The sequence below is a fragment of the Clostridium sp. cel8 genome (assembly GCF_014050525.1).
Lineage (GTDB): Bacteria > Bacillota > Clostridia > Clostridiales > Clostridiaceae > Clostridium_B.
Window position 1 is genome coordinate 312374 of sequence record NZ_JACGAG010000002.1, and the last position, 24870, is coordinate 337243.

General features: G+C 29.3%; 22 protein-coding genes, 3 tRNA genes and 1 other annotated feature. Of the genes, 6 read left to right on the forward strand and 19 right to left on the reverse strand.

Annotation, left to right across the window (positions count from 1 at the left end):
• Positions 1 to 6: 6 nt before the first annotated feature.
• The 4 genes from sufB to H2684_RS03605 all read right to left on the reverse strand — a co-directional run bounded on the left by sufB (position 7) and on the right by H2684_RS03605 (position 4081).
• Positions 7 to 1416, reverse strand: a complete 1410-nt coding sequence (gene sufB, locus H2684_RS03590; RefSeq protein WP_279286869.1) for a Fe-S cluster assembly protein SufB — start codon at positions 1414 to 1416, stop codon at positions 7 to 9.
• A gap of 30 nt (positions 1417 to 1446) precedes the next feature.
• The gene (gene sufC, locus H2684_RS03595; protein ID WP_182088022.1) at positions 1447 to 2193 is read right to left on the reverse strand and encodes a Fe-S cluster assembly ATPase SufC; all 747 of its coding nucleotides are present in this window, start codon (positions 2191 to 2193) and stop codon (positions 1447 to 1449) included.
• 185 nt (positions 2194 to 2378) lie between these two features.
• Positions 2379 to 3560 (reverse strand): DUF4317 family protein, encoded by a 1182-nt coding sequence (locus H2684_RS03600; protein ID WP_182088023.1) that lies wholly within the window; start codon positions 3558 to 3560, stop codon positions 2379 to 2381.
• 23 nt (positions 3561 to 3583) lie between these two features.
• The gene (locus tag H2684_RS03605; RefSeq protein ID WP_182088057.1) at positions 3584 to 4081 is read right to left on the reverse strand and encodes a GAF domain-containing protein; all 498 of its coding nucleotides are present in this window, start codon (positions 4079 to 4081) and stop codon (positions 3584 to 3586) included.
• Positions 4082 to 4392: 311 nt separating this feature from the next.
• Here H2684_RS03605 and argC point away from each other — a divergent pair, with 311 nt between their 5' ends.
• Genes argC through H2684_RS03625 form a run of 4 tightly spaced genes read left to right on the forward strand, consistent with a single transcriptional unit; the run spans position 4393 to position 8767 of the window.
• Positions 4393 to 5424: an N-acetyl-gamma-glutamyl-phosphate reductase gene (argC, locus tag H2684_RS03610; RefSeq protein WP_182088058.1), complete on the forward strand. Its 1032-nt coding sequence runs from the start codon at positions 4393 to 4395 to the stop codon at positions 5422 to 5424.
• A gap of 28 nt (positions 5425 to 5452) precedes the next feature.
• The gene (gene argJ, locus H2684_RS03615) at positions 5453 to 6673 is read left to right on the forward strand and encodes a bifunctional glutamate N-acetyltransferase/amino-acid acetyltransferase ArgJ (protein WP_182088024.1); all 1221 of its coding nucleotides are present in this window, start codon (positions 5453 to 5455) and stop codon (positions 6671 to 6673) included.
• A 37-nt stretch (positions 6674 to 6710) separates the two neighbouring features.
• Entirely contained in the window at positions 6711 to 7562 is an 852-nt protein-coding gene (gene argB / locus H2684_RS03620; RefSeq protein ID WP_182088025.1) for an acetylglutamate kinase, read from the forward strand.
• Between the two features lie 26 nt (positions 7563 to 7588).
• Positions 7589 to 8767, forward strand: a complete 1179-nt coding sequence (locus H2684_RS03625; RefSeq protein WP_182088026.1) for an aspartate aminotransferase family protein — start codon at positions 7589 to 7591, stop codon at positions 8765 to 8767.
• Positions 8768 to 8996: 229 nt separating this feature from the next.
• Here the strand turns inward: H2684_RS03625 and thiI are convergent, their stop codons facing one another.
• Both thiI and H2684_RS03635 read right to left on the reverse strand, forming a co-directional pair.
• Positions 8997 to 10139, reverse strand: coding sequence for a tRNA uracil 4-sulfurtransferase ThiI (gene thiI / locus H2684_RS03630; RefSeq protein WP_182088027.1), 1143 nt, complete (start codon positions 10137 to 10139; stop codon positions 8997 to 8999).
• Entirely contained in the window at positions 10136 to 11272 is a 1137-nt protein-coding gene (locus H2684_RS03635; RefSeq protein ID WP_182088028.1) for a cysteine desulfurase family protein, read from the reverse strand. Before H2684_RS03635 ends, thiI begins: the two co-directional genes overlap by 4 nt.
• A 209-nt stretch (positions 11273 to 11481) precedes the next feature.
• On the opposite strand from H2684_RS03635, the gene H2684_RS03640 reads away from it, so the two are divergent.
• Positions 11482 to 12201 (forward strand): polysaccharide deacetylase family protein, encoded by a 720-nt coding sequence (locus H2684_RS03640; RefSeq protein ID WP_182088029.1) that lies wholly within the window; start codon positions 11482 to 11484, stop codon positions 12199 to 12201.
• Positions 12202 to 12242: 41 nt separating this feature from the next.
• On the opposite strand, the gene H2684_RS03645 is transcribed toward H2684_RS03640, so the two are convergent.
• From H2684_RS03645 to rpsA, 8 genes are all read right to left on the reverse strand, one after another.
• Positions 12243 to 12743: a hypothetical protein gene (locus tag H2684_RS03645; protein WP_182088030.1), complete on the reverse strand. Its 501-nt coding sequence runs from the start codon at positions 12741 to 12743 to the stop codon at positions 12243 to 12245.
• 28 nt (positions 12744 to 12771) lie between these two features.
• Positions 12772 to 13434, reverse strand: a complete 663-nt coding sequence (locus H2684_RS03650; protein ID WP_182088031.1) for an HAD family phosphatase — start codon at positions 13432 to 13434, stop codon at positions 12772 to 12774.
• Positions 13435 to 13876: 442 nt separating this feature from the next.
• Positions 13877 to 15058 (reverse strand): cyclopropane-fatty-acyl-phospholipid synthase family protein, encoded by a 1182-nt coding sequence (locus H2684_RS03655; protein ID WP_182088032.1) that lies wholly within the window; start codon positions 15056 to 15058, stop codon positions 13877 to 13879.
• Between the two features lie 198 nt (positions 15059 to 15256).
• A tRNA-Leu gene (locus tag H2684_RS03660) sits at positions 15257 to 15340 on the reverse strand.
• A gap of 46 nt (positions 15341 to 15386) precedes the next feature.
• Positions 15387 to 15462, reverse strand: a tRNA-Lys gene (locus tag H2684_RS03665).
• 4 nt (positions 15463 to 15466) lie between these two features.
• Positions 15467 to 15541 (reverse strand) — tRNA-Gln (locus H2684_RS03670).
• A 150-nt stretch (positions 15542 to 15691) separates the two neighbouring features.
• Positions 15692 to 17533 (reverse strand): EAL domain-containing protein, encoded by a 1842-nt coding sequence (locus tag H2684_RS03675; protein WP_182088033.1) that lies wholly within the window; start codon positions 17531 to 17533, stop codon positions 15692 to 15694.
• 56 nt (positions 17534 to 17589) lie between these two features.
• Positions 17590 to 18756 carry a 30S ribosomal protein S1 gene (gene rpsA / locus H2684_RS03680; protein ID WP_182088034.1) on the reverse strand — a complete coding sequence of 389 codons (1167 nt, stop codon included), beginning with the start codon at positions 18754 to 18756 and terminating at the stop codon, positions 17590 to 17592.
• 266 nt (positions 18757 to 19022) lie between these two features.
• Here rpsA and H2684_RS03685 point away from each other — a divergent pair, with 266 nt between their 5' ends.
• The gene (locus tag H2684_RS03685; protein WP_182088035.1) at positions 19023 to 19970 is read left to right on the forward strand and encodes an L-lactate dehydrogenase; all 948 of its coding nucleotides are present in this window, start codon (positions 19023 to 19025) and stop codon (positions 19968 to 19970) included.
• A 67-nt stretch (positions 19971 to 20037) separates the two neighbouring features.
• On the opposite strand, the gene H2684_RS03690 is transcribed toward H2684_RS03685, so the two are convergent.
• From H2684_RS03690 to H2684_RS03710, 5 genes are all read right to left on the reverse strand, one after another.
• Positions 20038 to 21009 carry a P1 family peptidase gene (locus tag H2684_RS03690; RefSeq protein WP_182088036.1) on the reverse strand — a complete coding sequence of 324 codons (972 nt, stop codon included), beginning with the start codon at positions 21007 to 21009 and terminating at the stop codon, positions 20038 to 20040.
• Positions 21010 to 21077: 68 nt separating this feature from the next.
• Positions 21078 to 21668, reverse strand: coding sequence for an ECF transporter S component (locus H2684_RS03695; protein WP_182088037.1), 591 nt, complete (start codon positions 21666 to 21668; stop codon positions 21078 to 21080).
• A gap of 158 nt (positions 21669 to 21826) precedes the next feature.
• Entirely contained in the window at positions 21827 to 23338 is a 1512-nt protein-coding gene (locus tag H2684_RS03700; protein ID WP_182088038.1) for a hypothetical protein, read from the reverse strand.
• 75 nt (positions 23339 to 23413) lie between these two features.
• Complete coding sequence (locus H2684_RS03705) at positions 23414 to 23611, reverse strand: alpha/beta-type small acid-soluble spore protein (protein ID WP_182088039.1); 198 nt, start codon at positions 23609 to 23611, stop codon at positions 23414 to 23416.
• 186 nt (positions 23612 to 23797) lie between these two features.
• Positions 23798 to 24319 (reverse strand): tryptophan transporter, encoded by a 522-nt coding sequence (locus H2684_RS03710; RefSeq protein WP_182088059.1) that lies wholly within the window; start codon positions 24317 to 24319, stop codon positions 23798 to 23800.
• A 169-nt stretch (positions 24320 to 24488) separates the two neighbouring features.
• Positions 24489 to 24726 (reverse strand) — a binding site (T-box leader).
• Between the last annotated feature and the right edge of the window lie 144 nt (positions 24727 to 24870).

The window sequence follows — 24870 nt, forward strand, 5'->3', positions numbered from 1 at the left end:
ACCTCCTTATCCTATTGTTCCCTTTAATTCTAACTTGATCAGATTATTCATCTCTACTGCATACTCAAGTGGAAGCTCCTTTGCCACAGGCTCAACGAATCCTGTAACTATCATTCCCCTTGCTTCTTCTTCTGTAAGTCCTCTGCTCATGAGATAAAAAATAGCATCGTCACTTATTCTTCCTATTTTAGCTTCGTGTCCTATATCTACATTGTTATTTGCCACACTTACAACAGGTATTGTATCTGATCTTGATTCACTGTCAAGCATAAGGGATTCACAAGATACACTAGCTTTTGAATTTTCCGCATTTCTTGTAGAGCTAAGTAGTCCTCTATAAATTGAAACTCCTCCACTTTTTGATATTGATTTTGAATTTACAGTGGATGTAGTGTTTGGAGCTGCATGAACTACTTTTGAACCTGTATCTAAAAATTGGCCTTCTCCTGCAAAAGTTATACCTGTAAATTCACATTTTGCTCCTTCACCTTTTAATATGCTCATAGGATATAGCATTGAAACTTTTGAGCCAAAAGAACCTGTTACCCATTCTATACGTCCGTTTTTCTCTACAACAGCTCTTTTTGTATTCAAATTATACATATTTCTAGACCAATTCTCTATTGTACTGTACTTTAAAGAGGCATCTTCCCCTATATAACATTCAACACATCCTGCATGAAGGTTATTTACATAGTACTTAGGAGCTGAACAACCTTCTATATAATGGATTTTTGCTCCTTTTTCAACGATTATAAGTGTGTGCTCAAATTGACCAGCACCTGGTGCATTAAATCTAAAGTATGATTGAATTGGTATATCTACTTGAACTCCTTCAGGGACATATACAAAGGATCCTCCTGACCAAACTGCTCCATGAAGTGCAGCAAATTTATGATCACTTGCAGGAACAAGCTTCATAAAGTGAGGCTTTACAATATCCTCATATTCCCTTATTGCAGTTTCCATATCCATATATATAACGCCCTGTTTTTTGAGTTCATCACTTACATTGTGGTAAACAACTTCTGAATCGTACTGTGCTCCAACTCCTGCAAGTGATTCATGCTCCGCCTTTGGAATTCCAAGCATATCAAATGTCTGTTTTATATCATCAGGTACATCATTCCAATCATGCTTAACATCATTTGTTTCAGGTCTTACATAGGTAACTATATTATCCATATCGAGTCCACTTAAATCAGCTCCCCAAGATGGCATTGGCATACTATTGTATATTTCAAGGGATCTAAGCCTAAATTCTCTCATCCAATCTGGATCATTCTTCTCATCTGATATCTTTTCTATTATATCTTTTGTAAGTCCACTATCCGTTTTATAACTGTACTTTTCTTCATTTTTCATATCAAGAATTTTTCTCTGTATATCATCTATATAAGTCTTATCATTTTCCAATAAAAACACCTCTCTTTTTCAAGAACTCTACTAAGCTAATGCTTTAAATGCATCATATCCATTTTTTTCTATCTCCTCAGCAAGTGATGCATCGCCAGTTTTTACTATTTTCCCATTTACAAGTATGTGCACATAATCAGGTTTTAAATACTCCAAAATGCTACTATGATGAGTAATTATAAGAACTGAATTCTCTTCTGTTCTAAGTTTACTTACTCCCTCTGAAACTATTCTAACTGCATCTACATCAAGTCCTGAGTCAGTTTCATCTAACATTGCAAGTTTAGGCTCAAGTACAGCCATTTGAAGAATTTCATTTTTTTTCTTTTCTCCTCCTGAAAATCCCACATTGAGATACCTTTTTGAATAGCTTTCATCTATTTTTAATAAATTTAATTTTTCTTTAAGTTGTCTTCTAAATTTAAGTATTCCAATCTTTTTTCCCGTAATAGCTGATTTTGCAGTACGCAAAAAATTTTCTACTGTTATTCCCTGAATCTCTTCTGGATATTGAAAAGACATAAATATTCCAAGTCTTGCCCTCTCATCGACTTTCATTTCATTTATGGATTTTCCTTCAAATAGTATATCTCCACTTGATATTGAATACTTTGGATGACCCATTATAGTATTTACAAGGGTTGATTTTCCTGCTCCATTTGGTCCCATTATTGCGTGAACTTCTCCTTTTCCAATTTCAAGATTCAAACCCTTTAGTATTTCAGTTTCTCCAACTCTTGTTTTAAGATCATTTATTTTTAACAGCTTGCTTTCCATTATATCTCTCCTTTATATCCGAGTGTTTAACTCTTGTTTAATATCAAAAAAATTAAGTCCTCTTTAAAATTATATCAGACTTAAATACTCAGAATTATTCTATTTACATTTTACTATTTATTTAAAAGATAATCAACAATATTAATCACAAAAAATACACTAAAATGTTTTTATTTTTGATTTATCTAATAATTTTCAGTTTCAATATTGAGTCCATCTAAAGTTACATCCTCATTTAACACTATTAGAAGACATTTTCTTCCTTCTCTATCTCTTACTTGCTTTACATTATTTAAGTGTCCAGGAGTTATTGTAATATTTATATTGTCATTTTCTATTTTTATTGATCTTTTTTCAAAATCAGGAACTATATTCTTTGCCTTAAACTCATAATTTTCTCCACAAATCTCTTCAAATGCATTTTTTACAGCTTCTCTGTTTTCTATTCCGCTCTCTTCTAATATGTTTGTTACTTCTTTTATATCTATTTTAGGTTCTTCATCATCTTCGCTTTCTTGAATTTTCTCATTTATGTTCTCATATATATCTTGCATAACCTTGGGCTTTATCTTATTTTCCACGGCACTTTGTATTATTAAATTAAAGTTCTCCTTTTCCTCTACTGCTGTTGGTTTTATTGAACATTCAAGTACATCCTCTACAAATACTTGATTTAGCTGTTTTGCCTTATGTGAATAGTATATTAGTTTATTTACATCTACATATTCAGAACTAAAGCTTGGAAATACAAATCCATCAAGTGGAGAGTTTAGATTTATAGTCACATCTAAAACTGAATTTGCCTTAAATTTCATTTCAGAATAATCAAATTTCAGCACCTTTTTAGGAATATCCACTTTATTTATGCTACACAGTATAAATTCTATATCCTGTACATAATCCTCAATCTCTCCTGTTTCAGATGATTTCTTTTTATTTCCCTTATAATATTCTGCTTTTATAAAATTAATTACAATGTCTGTATCATAATTAAAATTCTTTGAAATTTTATCTACTATCTTATCTGCAAAATCAGGTATGCTCTCTTTATTTTTTAATGCAGAATAAAGAATTCCTTGCGTTCTATTATTTATATTTTCACTATTTGTATTGAAATCTTCCACTTCTTTTTTTGCAAAATCTAATTCAAATATCTTGGAATCTATTGATCCTGTAAGAACTTTCTTAAAGTTATTTAAATAAAGTTCTCTTGTTTCAACATCCATCATTTCAAATGGAACTAACTCTCTTGTTATAATTTCTGCATTGTCCTTTTTAAGATAAACACTATATACTTCCTTTATTGGAAGTGCATAACTATCAATTTTAAATTCTTTTTTCAAATCAGATAAATCTTTCTTGTTCATCACTATCTCCTATCATAAAAGTTTTAATTTTCCCAGTTTAAATAAGTGCTCAATATATTACTGCACTTTTCCAAATACAATTTATCAAGGTCTGTGAATCTTCCTATATAAGGACTATCTATATCTATTACCCCGTATAGTTTTTTATCTTTTATTATAGGAACAACAATTTCTGAATTGGAAGCAGAATCACAGGCAATGTGTCCTTCAAATTCATGTACATTATCTACAATAACAGTGGATTTTTCTTTAGCTGCCTTTCCACAAACACCTTTTCCCATTTTAATTTTTGTGCAAGCAGGCATTCCCTGAAAAGGCCCAAGGATCAGTTCATCGTCTTTTACAAGATAAAATCCACACCAATTTATTTTATCTATAAAAAAATTCAAGACCGCTGATGCATTTGACAAATTTGTAATCAAATTACTTTCATTTTTTACAATTGATTCTAAAGTATCTAAAAGATTTTTATATTTTTCTTTCTGACTCATATTTTTCAAATTCAAATCCAACAAAACAATTCCCCCAACCAATACATTGTATAAAACTTAATTCTCTGCAAAACAATTATATACAAAATCACTTCCAATATACAACATTTTATAGATAAGTTACATTATTAAAAATATTTCAAATAATTTTTAAAATTAATTTCACTAAAATATTATATGTATAGTTATGCAATCCATTCTAATTCTTTTACTAAAATTATATTATCTTTTGTTTTTTTATAAATATTATTGCATAATTATTCATAAAGTTTTATAATAATAACTATTATATATGTGGAAAAATATTTAATGTTATTTTACAAAAGGAGGTAATTAAAACGATAAAAGTTGGAATAATAGGTGGTAGTGGATATGTAGGTGCAGAGCTCATACGTCTTCTATCAAATCACAATAGCGTAGTTGTATCTTCCATATCATCTGTTACTTATAAAGGGAAAAAACTTTCAGATATATATCCAAATTTTTATAATTTAAATGAATTAATATTTGAAGATGAAGATAGTGTAATTTCAAAATGTGATGTTATTTTTTTAGCACTTCCAAATGGATTAAGTGAAAAAATAGCAGAAAAGATATTAAATAAAAACAAGTTATGTATAGATATGGGAGCTGATTTCAGATTTAAAAATAATCTTACTTATAAAAAATGGTATGGTAAAGACTTCAGTATACCTGATTTACATCATAAATCCGTATATGGATTACCTGAATTGAATAGATCTAAGATAAAGAATTCAAAACTTATAGGTAATCCCGGTTGCTTTGCTACTTCAATAGAACTTGCATTACTTCCACTTATATCACAAAATGCAATCGAAGAAACCGAAATAATTGCAGATTCAAAATCAGGAGTAACAGGACGAGGTAGAGGCCTTAGTGAGCCTTCCCTTTTTACAAATTGTAATGAAAGCCTAAGTGCTTATAAAATAGCACATCATAGACATACTCCTGAAATAGAAGAAGTTCTATCCTCTGTTTCAAAAAAAGATGTGAAGCTTACATTTACTCCTCATCTATTACCAATAAATCGAGGAATTTTATCTACAATATACACTACACCTAAAAATAGAGCAAATATAGACACTATTTACGAAAACTACAGCAAATTTTACAAAGATGAACCATTTGTAAAAGTGCTTCCTATTGGTGAAACTTCTAAAATAAACAACGTTAGACTTTCAAACTACTGTCATATTTCTCTTCATTACGATGAAGAAACCAATAAACTGATACTAATATCCTGTATAGATAACATGGTAAAAGGAGCTGCAGGACAGGGCATACAAAACATGAATATAGCTTTAGGATTTGATGAAAAAGAAGGACTCAATAGTATACCATCTATATTTTAATATCATAATTTAGGGAGGATAATTTCATATGAATTTTCAAATTGTAGAAGGAGGCGTTACTTCGCCTAATGGATTTAAGGCTTCAGGAGTAAGTACAGGTCTTAAACATGGAAATAAAAAAGATTTAGCTCTAATTTATTCTGAAAAAATGTGTAATTGTGCAGCAGTATATACTCAAAATAAAGTAAAAGGAGCACCTGTCATTGTAACAAAGGAGCATTTAAAAAATCCAATAGCACAAGCAGTAATAATAAATAGCGGAAATGCAAATACATGCACTGGTAAAACTGGTATAGACAATGCAGAAGATATGTGTAAAAGCTGTGGTAATTTACTAAACTTAGAAAGTGACAATGTATTAGTTGCATCTACTGGAGTTATTGGTGTTCAACTAGACATTGATACAATAAAAAATTCAATTCCAAATCTTGTTAACTCACTTGGAAAAGATAAATACAAAGATGCATCTCGTGCAATAATGACTACAGACACAGTTTTAAAAACAGCATCTTTAAGTTTCAAATTACATGATAAAACTGTAACTATAGGAGCCATGACAAAAGGTTCTGGTATGATACATCCAAATATGGCAACTATGCTTGCATTTATAACTACTGATGCTAACATATCCCAAAGCCTTTTGAAGAAAGCTTTAAAAGAAGCTGTAAAAGTTAGCTTTAACAGAATATCTGTAGATAGAGATACCTCAACTAATGACATGGCAATTATAATGGCAAACAAAATGGCAGGAAATCCTGCTATAGAAGATGAAAATGAAGATTACGAAGTATTTTTAAATGCACTTAAGGCACTAACAATACATCTTGCAAAGCTCATGGCAAAAGATGGAGAAGGTGCTACAAAATTAGTAGAGTGCAAAGTTGTAAACGCACCAAAGGAAAAGGATGCAGAAAGACTTGCAAAATCTGTAATATGTTCTAGCCTAGTAAAAACGGCAATGTTTGGTTGTGATGCAAATTGGGGTAGAATTTTAGATGCATTAGGCTATGCAGGTGTTGATTTTGATATAAATAAGCTTAAATTATCTATTTGCAGTTCAAAAGGAAGCATAGATGTATTTGAAAATGGGTATCCCTTAAATTTTTCTGAAAGCATGGCAAAGGACATATTGTCTGAAGATGAAATTTTAATAGTTGTTGACATGAATTCTGGTTCACACATTGTCTCCTGTTGGGGCTGTGATTTAACCTATGATTATGTAAGGATAAATGGTAGCTATAGATCATAGATAGAAATAAGGTTTAACTTAAAGGAGGCATATAATTTTGGATCATAGTGAAATAGCAAATGTACTTATAGAGTCACTTCCTTATATACAAAAACATAGAGGAAAAACTTTCGTCGTTAAATATGGTGGAAATGCCATGATAAATGAAAAATTGAAAGAGCAAGTTATAAATGATCTTATACTCATGAAATGTGTAGGTATAAATTTAGTTGTTGTGCACGGTGGGGGACCTTTCATTTCATCATATTTAAAAAAAATAAATAAAGAAAGTAAATTCATAAACGGATTAAGATATACAGATGATGAAACTATGGATATAGTACAGATGGTTCTATGCGGAAAAGTAAACAAAGATCTAGTAAAACTAATACAAAATTTTAATGGAAAGGCTATAGGACTCTGTGGTGTAGATGGTGCTATGATAAGAGCTAAAAAAATCTCTTCTAAAGAAAATTTAGGCCATGTAGGGGAGATTACAGAAATAAATACTGAAATAATTGAAAATTCTATAAATAATGGATATATACCTGTAATAAGCAGCATTGCATTAGGTTATAATTCTGAAACTTATAACATAAATGCAGATACCTGTGCATTTAAAATTGCTGCTGCCTTAAAAGCAGAAAAATTGATACTTTTAACTGATGTTCCTGGAGTAATGAAAGATGTAAATGATACTTCAACTTTAATATCAAAACTTCATCTTGATGACATAAAAAAGCTTTATGAAAGTAATATTATAAAAGGCGGTATGATACCTAAACTAAATTGTTGCGTAGAAGCAATAAAATCTGGTGTAACACGTGCCCATATACTTGACGGCAGAATTCCACACTGTCTTCTTATTGAATTATTTTCAAAACAAGGCATAGGCACTATGATTTATTAAATATAGTATATAAGGAGGAATTTTAAATGAATTATTTATCTTACGCAAAAGATTATCTTATGAACACATATGGACAACTTCCTATAGTTTTTACTCACGGAGAAGGTTGCAAATTGTATGATACGGAGGAAAAAGAATATCTTGACTTAACCTCAGGAATTGGTGTTTCATGTCTTGGTTACAATAATAAAAACTGGGTTAAGGCTGTTACAGACCAAGTAAAAAAGCTAGCACATACTTCAAATATATTCTTAAATATTCCCTCACTTACACTAGCTAAAAAATTGACAGAAGCTGCCGGAATGAGTAAAGTTTTCTTTGCGAATTCAGGAGCAGAAGCAAATGAATGTGCTATAAAACTTGCTAGAAAATATAGTTACTTAAAATATGGAGAAGGTAGAGGTACAATAATAACTCTTAAAAAGAGCTTTCACGGAAGAACATTAACTACTTTAAAAGCTACAGGTCAGAAAAAGTTTCATAAATATTTTGGTCCATTCCCGCAGGGCTTCAAGTACAGTGACGTAGATATAAATTCTTTAAAAGAAAATTTAGATTCATCTGTATGTGCCATAATGATGGAGGCAATCCAAGGAGAAGGTGGTGTAAACCCACTTCCACAGGATTTTGTAGATGAAGTATTTAAAATAGCCAAAAAAAATGACATACTTATAATATTTGATGAAGTTCAGTGTGGTATGGGAAGAACTGGAAAGCTATTTGGCTATAAAAACTACAATGTAGAACCTGACATAGTATCAACTGCAAAAGGTCTTGCAGGTGGGCTTCCAATAGGTGCTGTACTGTGTTCAAAAAAGCTAGAAGATACTTTTGTACCTGGTGACCACGGTTCAACTTTTGGAGGTAATTTAGTAAGTACTGCTGCTGCAAATTGCGTAATAGATACCTTGACAAGTCCAGGATTTTTGGATGAAGTAGCCGAAAAAGGATTATTTATCAAAGATTTCTTTAAAAAAGCTAACTCTAAAAATATAACTGATATACGAGGAATAGGTCTTATGGTGGGAATAGAAATAAATTCTGACAGTGCATCTAAAGTTCAAAAAGAAACTTTAAAAAATGGAGTTCTTGTTTTAACTGCAGGACCAAATGTAATTAGACTCTTACCTCCTCTTATTATTTCAAAAGAAGAATTAAGATCAGGTCTTAATATATTACTAGACACTATAAATTCTTCACTTTAACTATAAATACAATTTTTTACAATTGTATTGATTTATAAAAGTATATATATTATAATATGTACTATCAAATAATAAATATTATTTGATAGTACTACTTGTTATTACAGAAATAAGCTAAATCTTATATCCTAATTATTCACATACCCCCCTTATATATCGTTTTGTTTCTTTTAGCAAAATGGAATAGACTCATCCATCTATTCCATTTCTTTTTATATAAATTATAAAATTAATCAAAATACTCCATATCCTCTATGGCTTTTTTTACAAGCTTATCAATATCAAGTACACTTTCTGATTTTATTATTTCATTTAATCTAGGTTTCGTCTTTGGATGCTTAGGAACAAATATAGTACAACAATCCTCATAAGGAAGTATTGATATATCATAGGTACCTATTTTCCTTGCCTGATCCATTATATCAACTTTATCCATAGCAATAAGCGGTCTAAAAATTGGTCTATCACTAACATCACTGCTTACTATAAGTCCATCCATTGTCTGACTTGCAACTTGGCCTATACTCTCCCCAGTAGTTACTGAATCTATACCATACTTTTCCGCAAGAGTACAAGCAATTCTCATCATAAATCTTCTCATTATTATAGTAAGTTCATCTTCTCTACACTTTTCAATAATATCCATCTGTATCTCTGTAAATGGAACTACATATAGCCTTATACTTCCTGTATATCCTTTTAGCACATTTGCAAGATCCTTTACCTTTTGTTTAGCTCTCTCACTAGTATATGGATGGCTGTGGAAATATACACAACTAAGAGTTACCCCTCTCCTAGCCATCATATATCCTGCTACTGGAGAATCTATTCCTCCTGATAGCATAAGCATTGTACTTCCATTAGTTCCATAAGGCATTCCACCTTCTGCTTTTATTCTTTCCGAATATACATATGCATTATCTCTTATTTCAACATTTACAAAAAAGTCAGGATTTTTTACATCTACAGATAATTTAGAACTGTTTTTTAATATGTATGCTCCTACTTCCTTGCTTACTTCCATAGAGTTCAAAGGAAATTTTTTATCAGCTCTCTTTGTTACAACTTTGAAAGTACTGCCAGAATTATTATTTGCACTTAAAAGTGCTTGCTTTTGTATACTTTCCATATCAGGACTGATTTCATAAGCTATGCATATTTCAGATATACCAAATACTTTCTTTAATCTCTTTATTGCTTCTTCTATGTTACTGCATTCTATAAACCATCGTCCCTCATCTTTTATAAATGAATATTCTATTTCACCCATTACTTTTTTTATATTGTCAATAAGTTTCTTTTCAAATTTTCTCTTGTTAAGTCCCTTTAGAAAAATTTCTGGTGAATACTTAACTAGCAATAATTTTCTCATATCTTAATTCTCCTTAAAAATTTTAAAGATTTGTTCAACACATCTATTGTATAGTCTACTTCTTCTTTTGTATTAAACTCGCTAAAACTAAATCTAATAGTTCCCCTTATTTCATCATTTTTTAACCCAATAGCCTTTAACACATGACTATATTCATTATTTTTTGCAGAACAAGCAGATCCTGTAGACACAAATATATTTTTATCTTCAAGCATATGTAAAAGAACTTCTCCTTTTACACCTAAAAATGATACACTCAAAACATAAGGAGAATAAATTTCTCCTATACTATTTATTTTTACATTAGGAATATCTTTTAATCTTTGAATAAAATAATTTTTTAATTCACAAACTTTATTAAAGTTATTTTCATAATTTTTATATATAATTTTTGACGCTTCTGCCAAACCACAAATACCAGCTAAATTTTCAGTTCCTGATCTAAAATTTCTCTCTTGACCGCCTCCATATATAAGTGGTCTTGGATGCAGTCCCTTTTTTAAATATGCAAATCCAATACCTCTAGGTCCATGTATCTTATGTCCACTTACAGAAAGCATATCTATATTACACTTTTTAACATCTATTTTATATTTTCCATATGCCTGTACAGCATCTACATGAAACTTTACTCTGCTGCTTTTTTTCTTTATTGCTTTCCCTATGTTTTCTATATCTTGCAAAGCTCCAGTTTCATTATTGGTATGCATTATACTCACAACTACAGTATCCTTATCTATATGATCCAATAATTCATCTATATCTATTTTCCCTTTTTCATCTACATTTAAATAAGTAACTTTCACTCCTATGGATTCAAGATATTTACAAGTATTTAAAATACTTGGATGTTCTATTTTAGTAGTTATAACGCCATTTCCTGGCTTTAAAAATCCTCTTATTAAAAAATTATTACTCTCACTTCCACCAGATGTAAATATTATTTCATCTCTACTACAATTTATAGTAGAGGCTATTATATCTCTACATTCATTCATCTTATTTTCAGATTTTATCCCAAGTGAATAGGCAGAAGAGGGATTGCCATAATAATTTTCCATATTATCCTTCATTACTTCTATAACTTGATCATATGGCTTAGTAGTGGCACTATTATCAAAGTAAACTTCCAAAATTATTCACTCCTCATATATTCATTCTGTTTACATATAAATATTAAACTGCATTTAAACTAATCAATAATACATATAATATCACAATTACATTGTCATAACAAAATATATTTCACTTTAAGTGAATCTTTTACAAAATATCTAATAAAAAAGTAGTATATGCAAATACTAAATTATACATAAACTTTTACACAAGGAGATTATAGATTATGAAACACAAAAATTTTACTTGCTATTTTTTAATAATTTTATTTATATTGTCAATACTTTTCCTTCCTTCAAAAGTATATTCTATGGGAAAAGACGGTACATATCAAAAATTAATTTATCTAACATTCGACGATGGTCCTAGTGAAGAAGTCACAGATAAAATACTAGACATTTTAAAAGATAAAAATGTAAAAGCTACTTTTTTTCTCATAGGATATAAAATAGATGGAAGAGAGCGTATAATTAAAAGAATAAAAGATGAAGGCCACAGCATAGGATTGCATACTTTTTCTCATGACTATAAAAAAATATACAAAAATTCAGAATCATTTATAAATGAAATAAAACAAAATGAAAACTCTATAAATAAGGTTATAGGAAAATCACAAAAAATATTAAGATTTCCATCTGGAAGCAATGGCCATATGGATAGAAGTCTTTATAATGAGCTTCACTCTTTAGGATATAAAATATTTGATTGGAATATTTGCCTTTCAGACGGATTGGACCACAACACACCTGTAAATAAATTATATGCTGAAGGTACAGCAAAATGCATAAATCCAAATAGAGTATTTTTCCTTGCCCACTGTAGTGGAAACAATCAAAATACCTGCAAAGCACTCCCTAAAATAATTGATTATTACAAATCAAAAGGGTACAAATTTATGCAAATTACAGATAAAACTCCAGAGTACCATTTTAGAATATCAAAGTAAATAGAATATGCTGAATAACAGCTGCCTTATATGTACAGCTGTTATTCTATTAAAATAAGCTTGTTGTTTGCAATATCATATTCATACACATTCCCATTTAATATATCTACATAATACCAACCTGTAGTAGCTATATGATCTTCCATTTCATCAAAAACATGTATTACATAGTATTTTCTATTATCTTTCATCTGTTCATGATCAAATATACACTTGGCATTTTTATCACCTTTTTGTGCATATTTATTCACCAGTTCAACAGCTTGATCTTTAGTAATACCTTTATTAGTATTAATACTAGTATTATCTTTACTAGTATTAGTACTATTTAAATTAGATATATTTTTGTTTTCATTTTTGTTATCTATTTCTTTTCTTGAATTATTAGATACTTTTTTTGATCTATTTTGCTCAACATTTGAGCTAGAACTTTTCAAGCTATTATGCATTTCACCTCTATTATAGAAATATAACCAAACACCTACTGTTGTACATAGAAATACTATTAGTACACATATTACAACTACCTTTTTTTTATTCATAAGATTATCTCCTATAATATAAACATTTTTAAATATTCAATTTTTCCTCAAGTAAAGGAATAACTTCATTAAAATGATCAACTACTACGTCCGCTCTTGAGAGGTCTTGATTGCCTGAATTTAAATTTCTAAATCCTATGCAATACATTCCTGCATCTTTAGCTGCTGTTACTCCATTTTTAGAATCTTCAATAACAATACATTCCTTAGGTGAAACATTTAAAGTATCTGCTGCTTTTAGAAATATATCCGGTGCTGGTTTACTTCTTTTTACTTCATCTCCAGTAATTAAATTATGGAAATAGGACTTTAAGTTAAATTTTGAAGTTATGATTTTTATTACATTCATAGGTGAAGATGATGCAACTGCCATTTTTAAATTTTTATCATGCAATTGTTTTATGAGATCTGCCACTCCATCTATAGGCTTTTTATCCACATCTTTTCTCAATTTTTCTATATATAAATTTTTATCTATACTAACGAGTTCATCAAGTGAATATGGCAAATTGTACTTATTTAATATCTTATTCCATAGACTCATAGTTGTAGCTCCTACAAAGTTTCTCATTTCTTCATCACTTATATTTATATTCAATTCTTTAAACATTCTCTTGTTAATTTCTAAATGATCAGGTTCACTGTCAATTATAACTCCATCCATATCAAAAATAGCTGCTCTTATACTCATAATACCGCCTCCAAATTGGAATAGTTTCTCCATTTATATTTTTATTACATCTAAATTAACGTTAAACCAGTTTATATATTATCATACTAATGTTAATTCATAAATACAAATTTTATTTTTAAATTAATCTTCATCTTTGTTAAATATGGCATACATATATAAACACACGTTATAATCCTTTTGTTATGCCCACTTAAAATAACAATATTGGTTTAAACCACTTTTAAAATAAAAAAATAGAAATAACTAGTGACTTTTTATAAAAGCATTAGTTATTTCTACATAATCTAACAAAACTTATTTTGATTTTTTCTTGAAATCAATATTTTTATAGCCTCTTCATGAAAATTATAAATGATTTAATTAATAACTTTTAGGAAATAAGCAAAGAAGTGGCTGTAACATTAGCATATTTTTTGCTAATACTATAGCCACTTCTTTGCTATCTATATAAATATTCTCTTGTCATAGGAATGTCATTATTCAATCCCTTTGTAACTAAAAATTGATGTATATCTACTACTCCATAGTGAAAAGACGCTGAACAAGCATTTAAGTATAAATCCCACATTCTTGCAAACCTTTCACCCTTTGTCTTTTTAACTTCATCTATGACATTTTCAAAGTTTTCTGCCCAACATTTTAGTGTCATATAGTAATGGAGCCTCAAACTTTCAAGATCAATAAGATGCAAATCATTATCTGGCATTAAACTTACAAGTTCTCTTACTGAAGGTATATATCCGCCTGGAAATATATATGTCTTTATCCATTGATTAGCTTCAGTTTCCTTTTGCCCAGTGATGCAATGGAGTAATGCTACTCCTCCTTGAACTAGCATTGATTTAACTGATTCCATATATACGCTTAATTTATTTCTTCCTAAATGCTCAATCATACCCACACTTACTATTCTATCAAATTTATCTACTTTACCTACTAATTCCCTATAATCTTGAAGCCTAACTTCAACTTTATCCTCCAAATTATTATCCTTTATTCTCTGCTTTACTTTATTGTATTGTTCTTTACTTAAAGTTATTCCCAGTGCATTAACACCATATTGTTTTGCTGCCGATATTATGAGTTCACCCCAGCCACATCCTATATCAAGAAGTCTTTGACCTTTTTTTAAATTCAATTTCTTTAATATATACTGAATCTTATTAAGCTGTGCTTGATAGAGAGAATCATTTTCGTTTTTAAAATATGCACATGAATAAGTCATAGTCTTATCAAGCCACAAACTATAAAAATCATTTCCCAAATCATAGTGATATTGTGCATTTTCCTTACTCTTTTTTATGTTGTTTGGAATTACTTTATACAATTTCGAGAATGCTCCAGCATTATTTAAAAAACTTTCCTTATTTTTATATATGGATTCAAGTATCTCTCTAATATTTCCCTTAAAATCCAATGTTTTATCCATATAAGCTTCTCCAAAAGTCATAAAAGGATCACGCAATATATCTTTTTTAGATATTTTTCTATTAAATATGATTTCAAATTTTTCTTTACCTTCTCCAAATGTTTCTTCACTTCCATCCCAATACTTTACTTTTACTGGATCTGAAAACAATTTACTTAAAAATTTATGAAAAAACATCTTATCTAAACTCATAAGTTTATTCTCTCCTTTCAATAGAGAATTAAAAAAATACTGCATATAATTAAAAATTACATGCAAACTTTTTAATTTCAAAATATTAATTAATTTTATGTATATAATTTTATGGATTAATTGAGAAAATAATAAACAAGAATTAGATTTGAATCCAATTCTATATCACCATACAAAGACAAAACTGATATGTTATAATGGTGCAGGTGAAGGGAGTCGAACCCCCACGCCATAGGCGCTAGATCCTAAGTCTAGTGCGTCTGCCAATTCCGCCACACCTGCATATAACCTTACATATAAACAATAGATTTTAATAAACTTAAAACTATGGTGGCTCACCGGGGAATCGAACCCCGGGCAACATGATTAAAAGTCATGTGCTCTACCAACTGAGCTAGTGAACCATCTTGGCTGGGATGGCAGGATTTGAACCTACGAATGATGGAGTCAAAGTCCACTGCCTTACCACTTGGCTACACCCCAGTAAAAAACTTAACGTATAACACATTTATTTATTTTACCCTATAATTTAAATAAAGTCAATACTTTTTTTAATTATAATTAACCCCCATAGATATAATTTTAAAATCTAATAATTTTTCTATGGGGATTTAATTCAATTTTAATTTACATCTATATATTTATTTTATTTCTTAGCATATTATCAATATTTTCTGAAGGCATTGGTTTACCAAAATAATATCCCTGAATCTTATTGCAACTTTTTGTTCTAAGAAAATTAACCTGATCTTCCTCCTCTACTCCCTCAGCTATAACATCAAGATTCATTCTATGTGCAAGATTTATTATCTCACCTGTTATTATATTTTCATAATCATATTTGCAAATACCATCTATAAATGTTTTATCAATTTTAATAGTGTTTATAGGTATACTTTTTAAATAATTTAAAGAAGAATATCCACTTCCAAAGTCATCCAATGCTACCCTAATACCCATTTTTTTTAATTCATTAATTATCTTACAATTTTTCTTAAGGGATTCTATAACAACACTTTCAGTGATTTCAACTTCAATTGTTTTCGGATCTACATTAGTTTCTAACAGTATTCTCTTTACCATATCAATAAATCCACTTTCTTTAAGTTGCACAGTAGAAACATTCACTGATATAAAATCAAATTTATATCCTTTTTTCTTCCAAATAGTACTTTGGATACAAGCCTCTTTAAATACCCACTCACCTATTGACACAATAAGCCCAGTTTCTTCTGCTAAGCTTATAAACTCTCCTGGCATAACCCAACCAAACTTAGAGCTATTCCATCTTATAAGTGCCTCAAAACTCACCATCTCATTAGTTTCTATATCAACTTGAGGTTGATAGTACAATATAAACTCATTATACTTTAAAGCCTTTCTAATTTCCTTCTCCATTTCACTTTTTCTCAATATATCATCATACATAGATTTATCAAAAAACTTATATGAATTTTTACCACTTGATTTTGCCTTGTTTAAAGCTATATCTGCATTTCTCATAATTTCAACTATATTTGTTCCATCATCAGGATAAACGCTTACTCCCATACTTACTGATATAAGCACTTCATTTTCTCCCAATTTCCATATTCCACTTATAGTATCCATAAGCTCTTTAGCATCTATATTAAGATTTTTTAAATTAGTGTAAGGTTTTAAAATCATAAATTCATTTCCATGTTTTCTAGAAACAATTCCTTTATTTTCATATATCTTTTTTATAGCATTTCCTATCTTCTTCAATAACTTATCTCCATATTTATATCCAAATATATCATTAATATTTTTGAAGTTATTTAAATCTATATGAAATAATACAAATCTATTATAGTAATCTCTATCTATTTTTTTCTGAATTTCATCTTTTAAATAATTCCAATTTGGTAAATTTGTAAGTTCATCATAATATGCTTTTTTCCTTATACTTTCATACTTATCTTTAAAGTCTTTCTCTCTTTTTTGTAATTCAATATTTTTGTTTAACCAGTTTATATTATCATTAAATAACACCTGAATTACCGAAAACATATTGCATAAAAGATCTACTATCTTCTGAATATATTCAGAAGAATACACAGGTACACTCTTTAAAATATCTGAAACTTCATATCTTCTATATTTTAGTGTTGATGTTTCAACTTTCAAACACTCTATATCAGGCTTTTTATAAAATACAGGAGTAGTAAATATAATAACTTCCACTTTATTTTTTACATATAAAGGTATTCCCATATATAATAGCCCGCTTTTACTTTTATAAATTCCACATATGCTTCCTCTTTTGATTTGATTAACTATATCTCTATCATAATTGTCAAACCTTAAACTAATAGTATCATTATCTAAAGATAACATATTTAAAAGTCTTCCATTATATTGGATCAGGCATGTTATTCCAGTTAATTCATAAAAACTTTTTATAAGTGATCTAATTTTATCTGATTCAATAATTTTTGAGAATTCATATTCCATAACTACACCAACCATAATTAATAATTTAAATATAAAAATCAAAGATCTATTTATCTTTAATTTAGATTTTTAAATTTGTCTTTTAAAATTTCACCAAGTGAAAACCCTTCACTATTATCTAGATATTCCTCATAGTTATTTTTTCTACCTTCTGATGCATCTTTCATACTTAGAGATATCCTTTTAGACTCCATATCTATATTTAATATTTTAACATCTACAAAATCTCCTAAATTAACTATATCTTCAGGTTTTGCAATATGTTCATATGACATTTCAGAAATATGAACAAATCCTTCAATTCCAGCTTCAATTTCTACAAAAGCGCCTATATTTATAAATTTTACTATCTTTCCCCTTATATTATCACCTATCTTATATTTTTCTTCAACCTTATTCCATGGATCATCATCTACATCTTTTAATGACAGTGAAATTTTGGACTTTTCTCTATCAACATTTAAAACATATACTTCAAGTTCATCTCCTACAGAAACTACATCATGAGGATCTTTTACTCTTTCCCAAGAAAGTTCAGATATATGTATAAGCCCATCAATTCCTCCTAAGTCCACAAAAGCTCCAAATTTAGTTATCCTATCAACCTTTCCCTTTACCTTTTGTCCTGGTTCTATACTATTAAGTATATCATTTTTCTTATTTTCAATCTCAATTTGCTCAACTTCTCTTCTAGATATAACCACTCTATTTCTTCTTTTATCAAGTTCTATTATTTTTGTGTTTAAAACTTTACCAACAAATCCACTTAAGTCATCCACATATTTTACAGATACTTGAGATGCTGGCATAAAAGCTTGAATACCCCCTATATTGCAAATAAGTCCACCCTTTACAACCTTATCCACTACAACCTTTACAGTATCATCATTTTTCAAAGCACTGTTTAGCTTGTTCCATGCAAGTATTTCATCTGCTTTAACCTTAGATAAAGCTACATTTCCATCTTCGTCTTCTATCTTTTCTATATATACATTTATTTCTTCACCTACTTTAAAACAATCTTCTAAATTCAAATTAGAATCTATGTTTATTTCTTGCCTTTTTACTATTCCATCAGTTACATAGCCAATATTCACAATTAGTTCTTCACTTGTAACAGCTATTATTTTTCCTGTAACAACTTCTCCAACCTTAATATTTTTTATTGAAGAATCTATTTCATTTATAATTTCATTCATAGAAATTATATTATTATCCTCCATTACATCCACTCCTTTATAATAAATAGCAAATTGATTTTTATTATCTTATTTTACCACAAATGGTATACTTAAAATAGTTTCATCAGTTAGAATAATTGATAAACATTTTTTATATATTATTATACATTATACACCTTGTAAATAAATAACTTTTAAGTAATTAATAATTATATATAATTCGTAAACGTTTATCAATTGATAATAATTATTCTTTAATGTATAATCAAATTAAAATAAGTACAATATACATGTGGAGGTGTATTTTTATGAATAATAAAGGTGTAAAAATATCTATAATAGGTGCAGGTTTTGTAGGATCCACTATTGCCTTTTCCATTATGAATTCAGGTCTTGCATCAGAAATAGTAATTGTGGACATAAACAAAGATAAAGCTTTGGGAGAAGCTATGGACTTATCTCATGGTGCATCTTTTGTTAAGCCTGTATACATAAGACAGGGAGAATATAAGGACACCTATGATTCAAATATAGTTATAGTAACTGCTGGTGTAGGTCAAAAACCAGGAGAATCAAGATTAGATTTAATAAGCAAAAATTATTCAATATTTAAATCTATTATACCTGAAATTGTAAAATACAATTCAAATTCAATAATACTAGTAGTATCAAATCCTGTGGATATATTAACTTATATAACTTATAAACTATCAGGATTAAAACCTAATATGGTAATAGGTTCTGGAACTGTACTTGATACTTCAAGACTAAGATATATTTTAAATGAAAACTTCAATGTGGATTCAAGAAATATTCACAGCTATATAATGGGCGAACATGGTGATTCAGAAATAGCAACTTGGAGTTCAACTACTATTGGAGGTGTACCTCTTGATCAGTATTGCAAATTAATGAATAAAAGATGTGATAAAAAATATCAAGATGAAATACTAGATGAAGTAAGAAGTGCCGCTTATAAAGTAATAGATAAAAAAGGATCTACTTATTATGCTGTTGCTTTAGCAGTAAGAAGAATTGTGGAGGCAATACTTAGAGATGAAAATTCAATACTCACAATTTCATCACTTTTTACTGGTGAATACGGCATTGACGGTGTATACATGGGTATACCATCTGTAATAGGTTCATCTGGAATAAAGAAAACTATTGAAATTCCTCTAAACGAAGATGAAAAAAATTCACTTATTCATTCAGCAGATACTTTAAAAGATATAATAAAAAAATTAAATATATAATATATTTATATTTGTTATCCAATATACATAAGACTTATAGTAATGGATATTGGATAACAAAAACTTATTAAATAATCTTTTGAATTTCTTTATATGACTTATATCCTAAAACGGAATCTGCGCTCTTTATTGCAGTAATAATAGACTTTTCTACAACTCTAGCAGAAAGAGCTCCAACAACACTCATATCAGCTTCTACCCTTCCTGTTGACATAGTAAATATAGTATCACCATCAAACATAGAATGGGCAGGACTCATAGTTCTTCCATATCCATCATGAGCCATAGATGCAATTTTATTCATTTCAGATTTTGTAAATTTTCCATTAGTTACAACAACTCCTATAGTTGTATTTCCACTAAATAGATTTTTCTTCTCGTCATATCTATCTAGCATTATCCTTTCCGTATCTACAAATGACTTTCCATCATCTTTCAATGCTCCCGCTATTATTTCTCCATTCTCAGGATCTACAACATCTCCAAGACAGTTTACCGCAACTGCGGCACCAACTTTTAAATCGCCTACCTGAACTGCAGAAATCCCAAGTCCTCCCTTCATAGAATGTTCTACTCCTAATATCTTACCAACTGTTGCTCCAGTTCCAGCTCCTATATTACCACTTTTGCATATATTGAGTTCTGAATTTTTACATGCCTCATATCCCATTGCCTTATCAGGTCTTATCTTAAAATTTCCTATCTTCAAATCGAAGAGTACTGCACTACACACTATTGGAACCTTAGTTACACCAACATCAAATCCTTTACCTCTCTCCTCAAGATATTGCATAGCACCACTTGCTGCATCAAGTCCAAATGCACTTCCACCTGAAAGCATAACGGCATGAATTTTATCTACAAGATTAACTGGATTCAAAAGATCAGTTTCTCTTGTTCCAGGTGATCCTCCTCTAACATCAACTCCTGCTACAGCACCATCTTCACAAATTACTACAGTACATCCTGTTTGACCTTCTATGCTCTGGGCATTTCCAATTTTAATTCCTTCTATACTATTAAAACAGATTTCTTTCATATATAAATAAATCCTCCTGACTAAATTAAAAGTCCTAAGATTTAACTTAGGACTATTTTTCATATATTTTACTTAGACCTCATTTTCATAATAGCACTTACTACAGCTGATGTAATAATTATGGATAAAATTGCCTCAGGAATTCCATTTATTATTCCAACTGTAATTATTCCTTTTTTTGCAGTAGCTACACTTATATTTAAAGCCTTTGCATAAGGAGCTAAGTATATAATAAAAATTGCTCCTAAAACTCCAATAGTATTTGTAAGCGATCCTACAAGTGCTCCTGCTGCAATCTTTATAAATTTATTATTTACCTTTACTGCAGAATAGACATAATATGATACTATTCCTATAAATACTCTGGGAAGTACTGATACTATTGGGTTCATAAACACAAAAGAAACTGGTGTAGGTGTTGTTATAGCTTGGACTATACTAAAAATTCCAAATATAAGTCCAACAAACAATCCAACTACAGGGCCCTCCAAAATAGATCCTATTATAACAGGTATATGCATTATAGTAGCTTTTACAGGTGGAATTGGTATAAATCCCAATCCAGTAATACCAAGAACAATAGAAATTGCAGATAGCATCCCAATTACAGCCAACTGCCTCACACTGAGCTTTGACCAAGATTTTATTTCTCTTTCCATAACACTTTTTTTCGCTGTTATTCCCAAAGGGATATAACTCGAAATCCTCCTTTTTTATAAATTAGTTCAGTTTATTAAATACCGACAATTTAATTTTATCATATACTTTTATATTTTCAATATATAGATAAAATTAGTTAAAAAATTAAGAGTAAATACTACCTATTTATAGGAAACCCCTCCTTAAAATACTCTTTTGGATATAGAACATCTAATACACTTTCTCTACTTAATTTTCCATTTTTAATAAATACACCTGGTATTCCTTTTAAAGATACTCTAGTATTCTTAATATTGAATATATCACATATACTTCTTATACACCTAGAAGTAGATGTACCTTTATTTTCCTTTAGATAATCAACTATTTTTTCTCCAGAAATCCACTTGTCACTATTTAAATATTTTTCATCATGATTTATAATAGTGCATTTTAGTTTATTTCTATCACTTCCGGCCACAGATGACATAAAAAATGTCTTTACAATTATATCATCTGTTGGAAGGCTGTAACCTGCAAACACTATATGCTTAGCATTCTTTAAAAGCAAGCCTAATTCCGTCTTAATATTATAAAGTGGAAATATGCTCTCATTTCTCAAAGAAGTCTGCATTATAAGAGGCATATCATAAGGATATGTTATTTGTCCGCAATATGGACATTCTATAGCTCCATTTCTATATTTTTTCTCTTTATCTGTGCTGTATTTCCAGCCAATTTGAAGTTCATTTAAAATTGAGGGTCCAAAGCATTGTGTAGAAAATAAATTCCCATTTTGTGAAAAATCAGCTATTGACTTACCACATTCAGGACAAATTCTACAACCAAACATTCCATGAGGAAATAACACTTTACCTATTCGCAATACTTTAGAAGAGTATCTGGAATTATTTACTTCCCTACAATGTGACTCATTTGCAGTGTAGTATATTTCAGAATCTCTATCATCCCTTGAAGCTATTTGAATTCCAAAATCTGTAGATAAGTTTAACGTAAAATTATCCCTTAGTTTTATATGTTTCTGATTCTGCTTTCTATGTGCATTATATATATTCCATGAAAATACTGGATCCCAATTAAAAGATACTAGAGCATATGAATACATATAAAATTTTCTTGTATCCCTTTTATATCCTCTTTTATCAAATTCTCTCGCCTCCTCTACCATAAGCTGTGATAATATGTCTGAGAGTTCATAATAGGGTTTAATTTTATTTTCATCAAAACAACCAGGCTTATTTTGTATACTAATTCTTTCCAGTTCTTCAATTAATAATATAAGGCATCTTTTTGCACCTTTGATTCTCTCAACTCTTATAAATTCCTTTTTATTATTAAAGAAAGCATTAAATCCTCTATTGTTTTCTATAAGTTGATCTAACATTGTAAATAGTTCATTTATATTAAATTTGGGATTTATCCGTATTATAGTAGACAATGCCTTAAAATCATATACCTCAGATATATTTTTATCTTCAAGGAGGTCAATTGTAACTAATTTTTTGAAAGAATCTGATATTTTCTTATTTTTTCCATTTAGAAATGAAAAATCTCCTAATGTTATCTTCAAAATTAACTCCGATAATTCCTTAGTTGTATATATTCCAAGATATTTAGTAGCACCTGCACCCCAGAGCACTACTGTTTCAGGCCAATATTTTTCAGGCATAAATATCTATCCTTTCATCTTATTCATAATTGTAAAAAGCTGAAGGCATATAAGCCATTCAGCTTTTTTATTTCACTACTTTAAATTATTCTCATATGCTTCTATCATCTTTTTTACCATCTGTCCACCAACAGATCCTGCTTCTCTTGCTGTTATATCTCCATTGTAACCATTTTTCAATGTTACTCCAACTTCTCTTGCTGCCTCTGTCTTAAACTTTTCAAGTCCTTCTTTTGCTTGTGGAACCAAAACTTTATTTCTTGATCTTGACATAATCAATTCCTCCTTAATATTTAACGAGTTTGAAATTTAAGTTTTATTGATTGTGCAATTAAAGTTTATGCTGTTTCGCAATTTATAAACTATAAAATTAATTGAAAATGAGTTAATAATTTCATTATTGAAATTGAGCAATAAAAAAACTTTCCACTAAAAGTAAATGGAAAGTTTTTTATTGTTTTAAGCTTCTTTTATTGCCCCTCTCTTAATGGCTGCATTTATTATGTTAAATATAAATACTCCAACTATAGTATTTACAAGAGCTGCAGGAAGTACTATAGATACAAAAAGAACACCAAAATTCCCACTAAGTCCAACTGTAACTAAAATTACTGTAAGGAATGCAGTCCCACTTACTACTGTTCCAATAGCTGTAAGAAGAATAATCTTTATCTGATCATTTACCCTATCTCTAAATGGCTTTAAAGCAAAAAACATTACATTTACAGTTATAAACTTATCTATTATATTTGCAAATTGTCCACCTGGAAAACCACTAGTCAATCCAGCTAAAACTCCTGCCACTATACCTGATGCAAGGCATGTCTTATAATCTCTATTGAATATAAGTATTATAAATAACATTGCAAGGGACAGATCTGGTTTCATACCAAACAAAAGTGGTGGAATTACTTGATGCAATATTGCACCTATAGCAAGTAATATAGAATTTATAACCATTTTCTTTAAGTTCATATTAATACACTCCTTAAAATCATAATTTTCTTTAAATTAAAAATATAATCATTATTCCAAATATATTTCATTCTATATAAATAAAACTTATCATTATTTCATAACATAACAACACCACCTACATATTTCTTACATTAAATAAAATAAATTTTAAAATCAAAAAAACCGTCCTAAAGAATAGGACGGATTATCCGCGGTACCACCTAAGTTATGCTATATAAGCATCTCTTAATTTCAAGCACTAACATGCTTTATCCATTATAACGTATGGCTAACGGTAACTACTACTCTCCATAGGATTTCGTTTTACTCCTCTAGGGCCCATTCACTATATATTATCGTATTTAGATCCCACCATCCTAAACTCTCTTAAACTAAATAATATAGCTACTATTCCCTGTCAACGGATTATATAAATTATATGTATTATATCACACATTTCATATATTGTCAATCTAATTAGTTTTCCAAATTAATAACTTATGATTGAAAGATGATAATGTCCTAGTATAAGAAAGATGAAAATGTCCCAAATAAATAAAATTTATATTATAATA

Coding starts and splice junctions, on each gene's coding strand:
- H2684_RS03600 (WP_182088023.1), bottom strand. CDS start 3,560: ATGAACAAGAAAGATTTATCTGATTTGAAAAAAGAATTTAAAATTGAT.
- H2684_RS03705 (WP_182088039.1), bottom strand. CDS start 23,611: ATGTCAAGATCAAGAAATAAAGTTTTGGTTCCACAAGCAAAAGAAGGA.
- sufC (WP_182088022.1), bottom strand. CDS start 2,193: ATGGAAAGCAAGCTGTTAAAAATAAATGATCTTAAAACAAGAGTTGGA.
- H2684_RS03625 (WP_182088026.1), top strand. CDS start 7,589: ATGAATTATTTATCTTACGCAAAAGATTATCTTATGAACACATATGGA.
- H2684_RS03695 (WP_182088037.1), bottom strand. CDS start 21,668: ATGGAAAGAGAAATAAAATCTTGGTCAAAGCTCAGTGTGAGGCAGTTG.
- H2684_RS03675 (WP_182088033.1), bottom strand. CDS start 17,533: ATGGAATATGAATTCTCAAAAATTATTGAATCAGATAAAATTAGATCA.
- H2684_RS03640 (WP_182088029.1), top strand. CDS start 11,482: ATGAAACACAAAAATTTTACTTGCTATTTTTTAATAATTTTATTTATA.
- H2684_RS03685 (WP_182088035.1), top strand. CDS start 19,023: ATGAATAATAAAGGTGTAAAAATATCTATAATAGGTGCAGGTTTTGTA.
- H2684_RS03650 (WP_182088031.1), bottom strand. CDS start 13,434: ATGAGTATAAGAGCAGCTATTTTTGATATGGATGGAGTTATAATTGAC.
- H2684_RS03690 (WP_182088036.1), bottom strand. CDS start 21,009: ATGAAAGAAATCTGTTTTAATAGTATAGAAGGAATTAAAATTGGAAAT.
- thiI (WP_182088027.1), bottom strand. CDS start 10,139: ATGAGAAAATTATTGCTAGTTAAGTATTCACCAGAAATTTTTCTAAAG.
- H2684_RS03655 (WP_182088032.1), bottom strand. CDS start 15,058: ATGAGTTTAGATAAGATGTTTTTTCATAAATTTTTAAGTAAATTGTTT.
- rpsA (WP_182088034.1), bottom strand. CDS start 18,756: ATGGAGGATAATAATATAATTTCTATGAATGAAATTATAAATGAAATA.
- argJ (WP_182088024.1), top strand. CDS start 5,453: ATGAATTTTCAAATTGTAGAAGGAGGCGTTACTTCGCCTAATGGATTT.
- H2684_RS03645 (WP_182088030.1), bottom strand. CDS start 12,743: ATGAATAAAAAAAAGGTAGTTGTAATATGTGTACTAATAGTATTTCTA.
- H2684_RS03700 (WP_182088038.1), bottom strand. CDS start 23,338: ATGCCTGAAAAATATTGGCCTGAAACAGTAGTGCTCTGGGGTGCAGGT.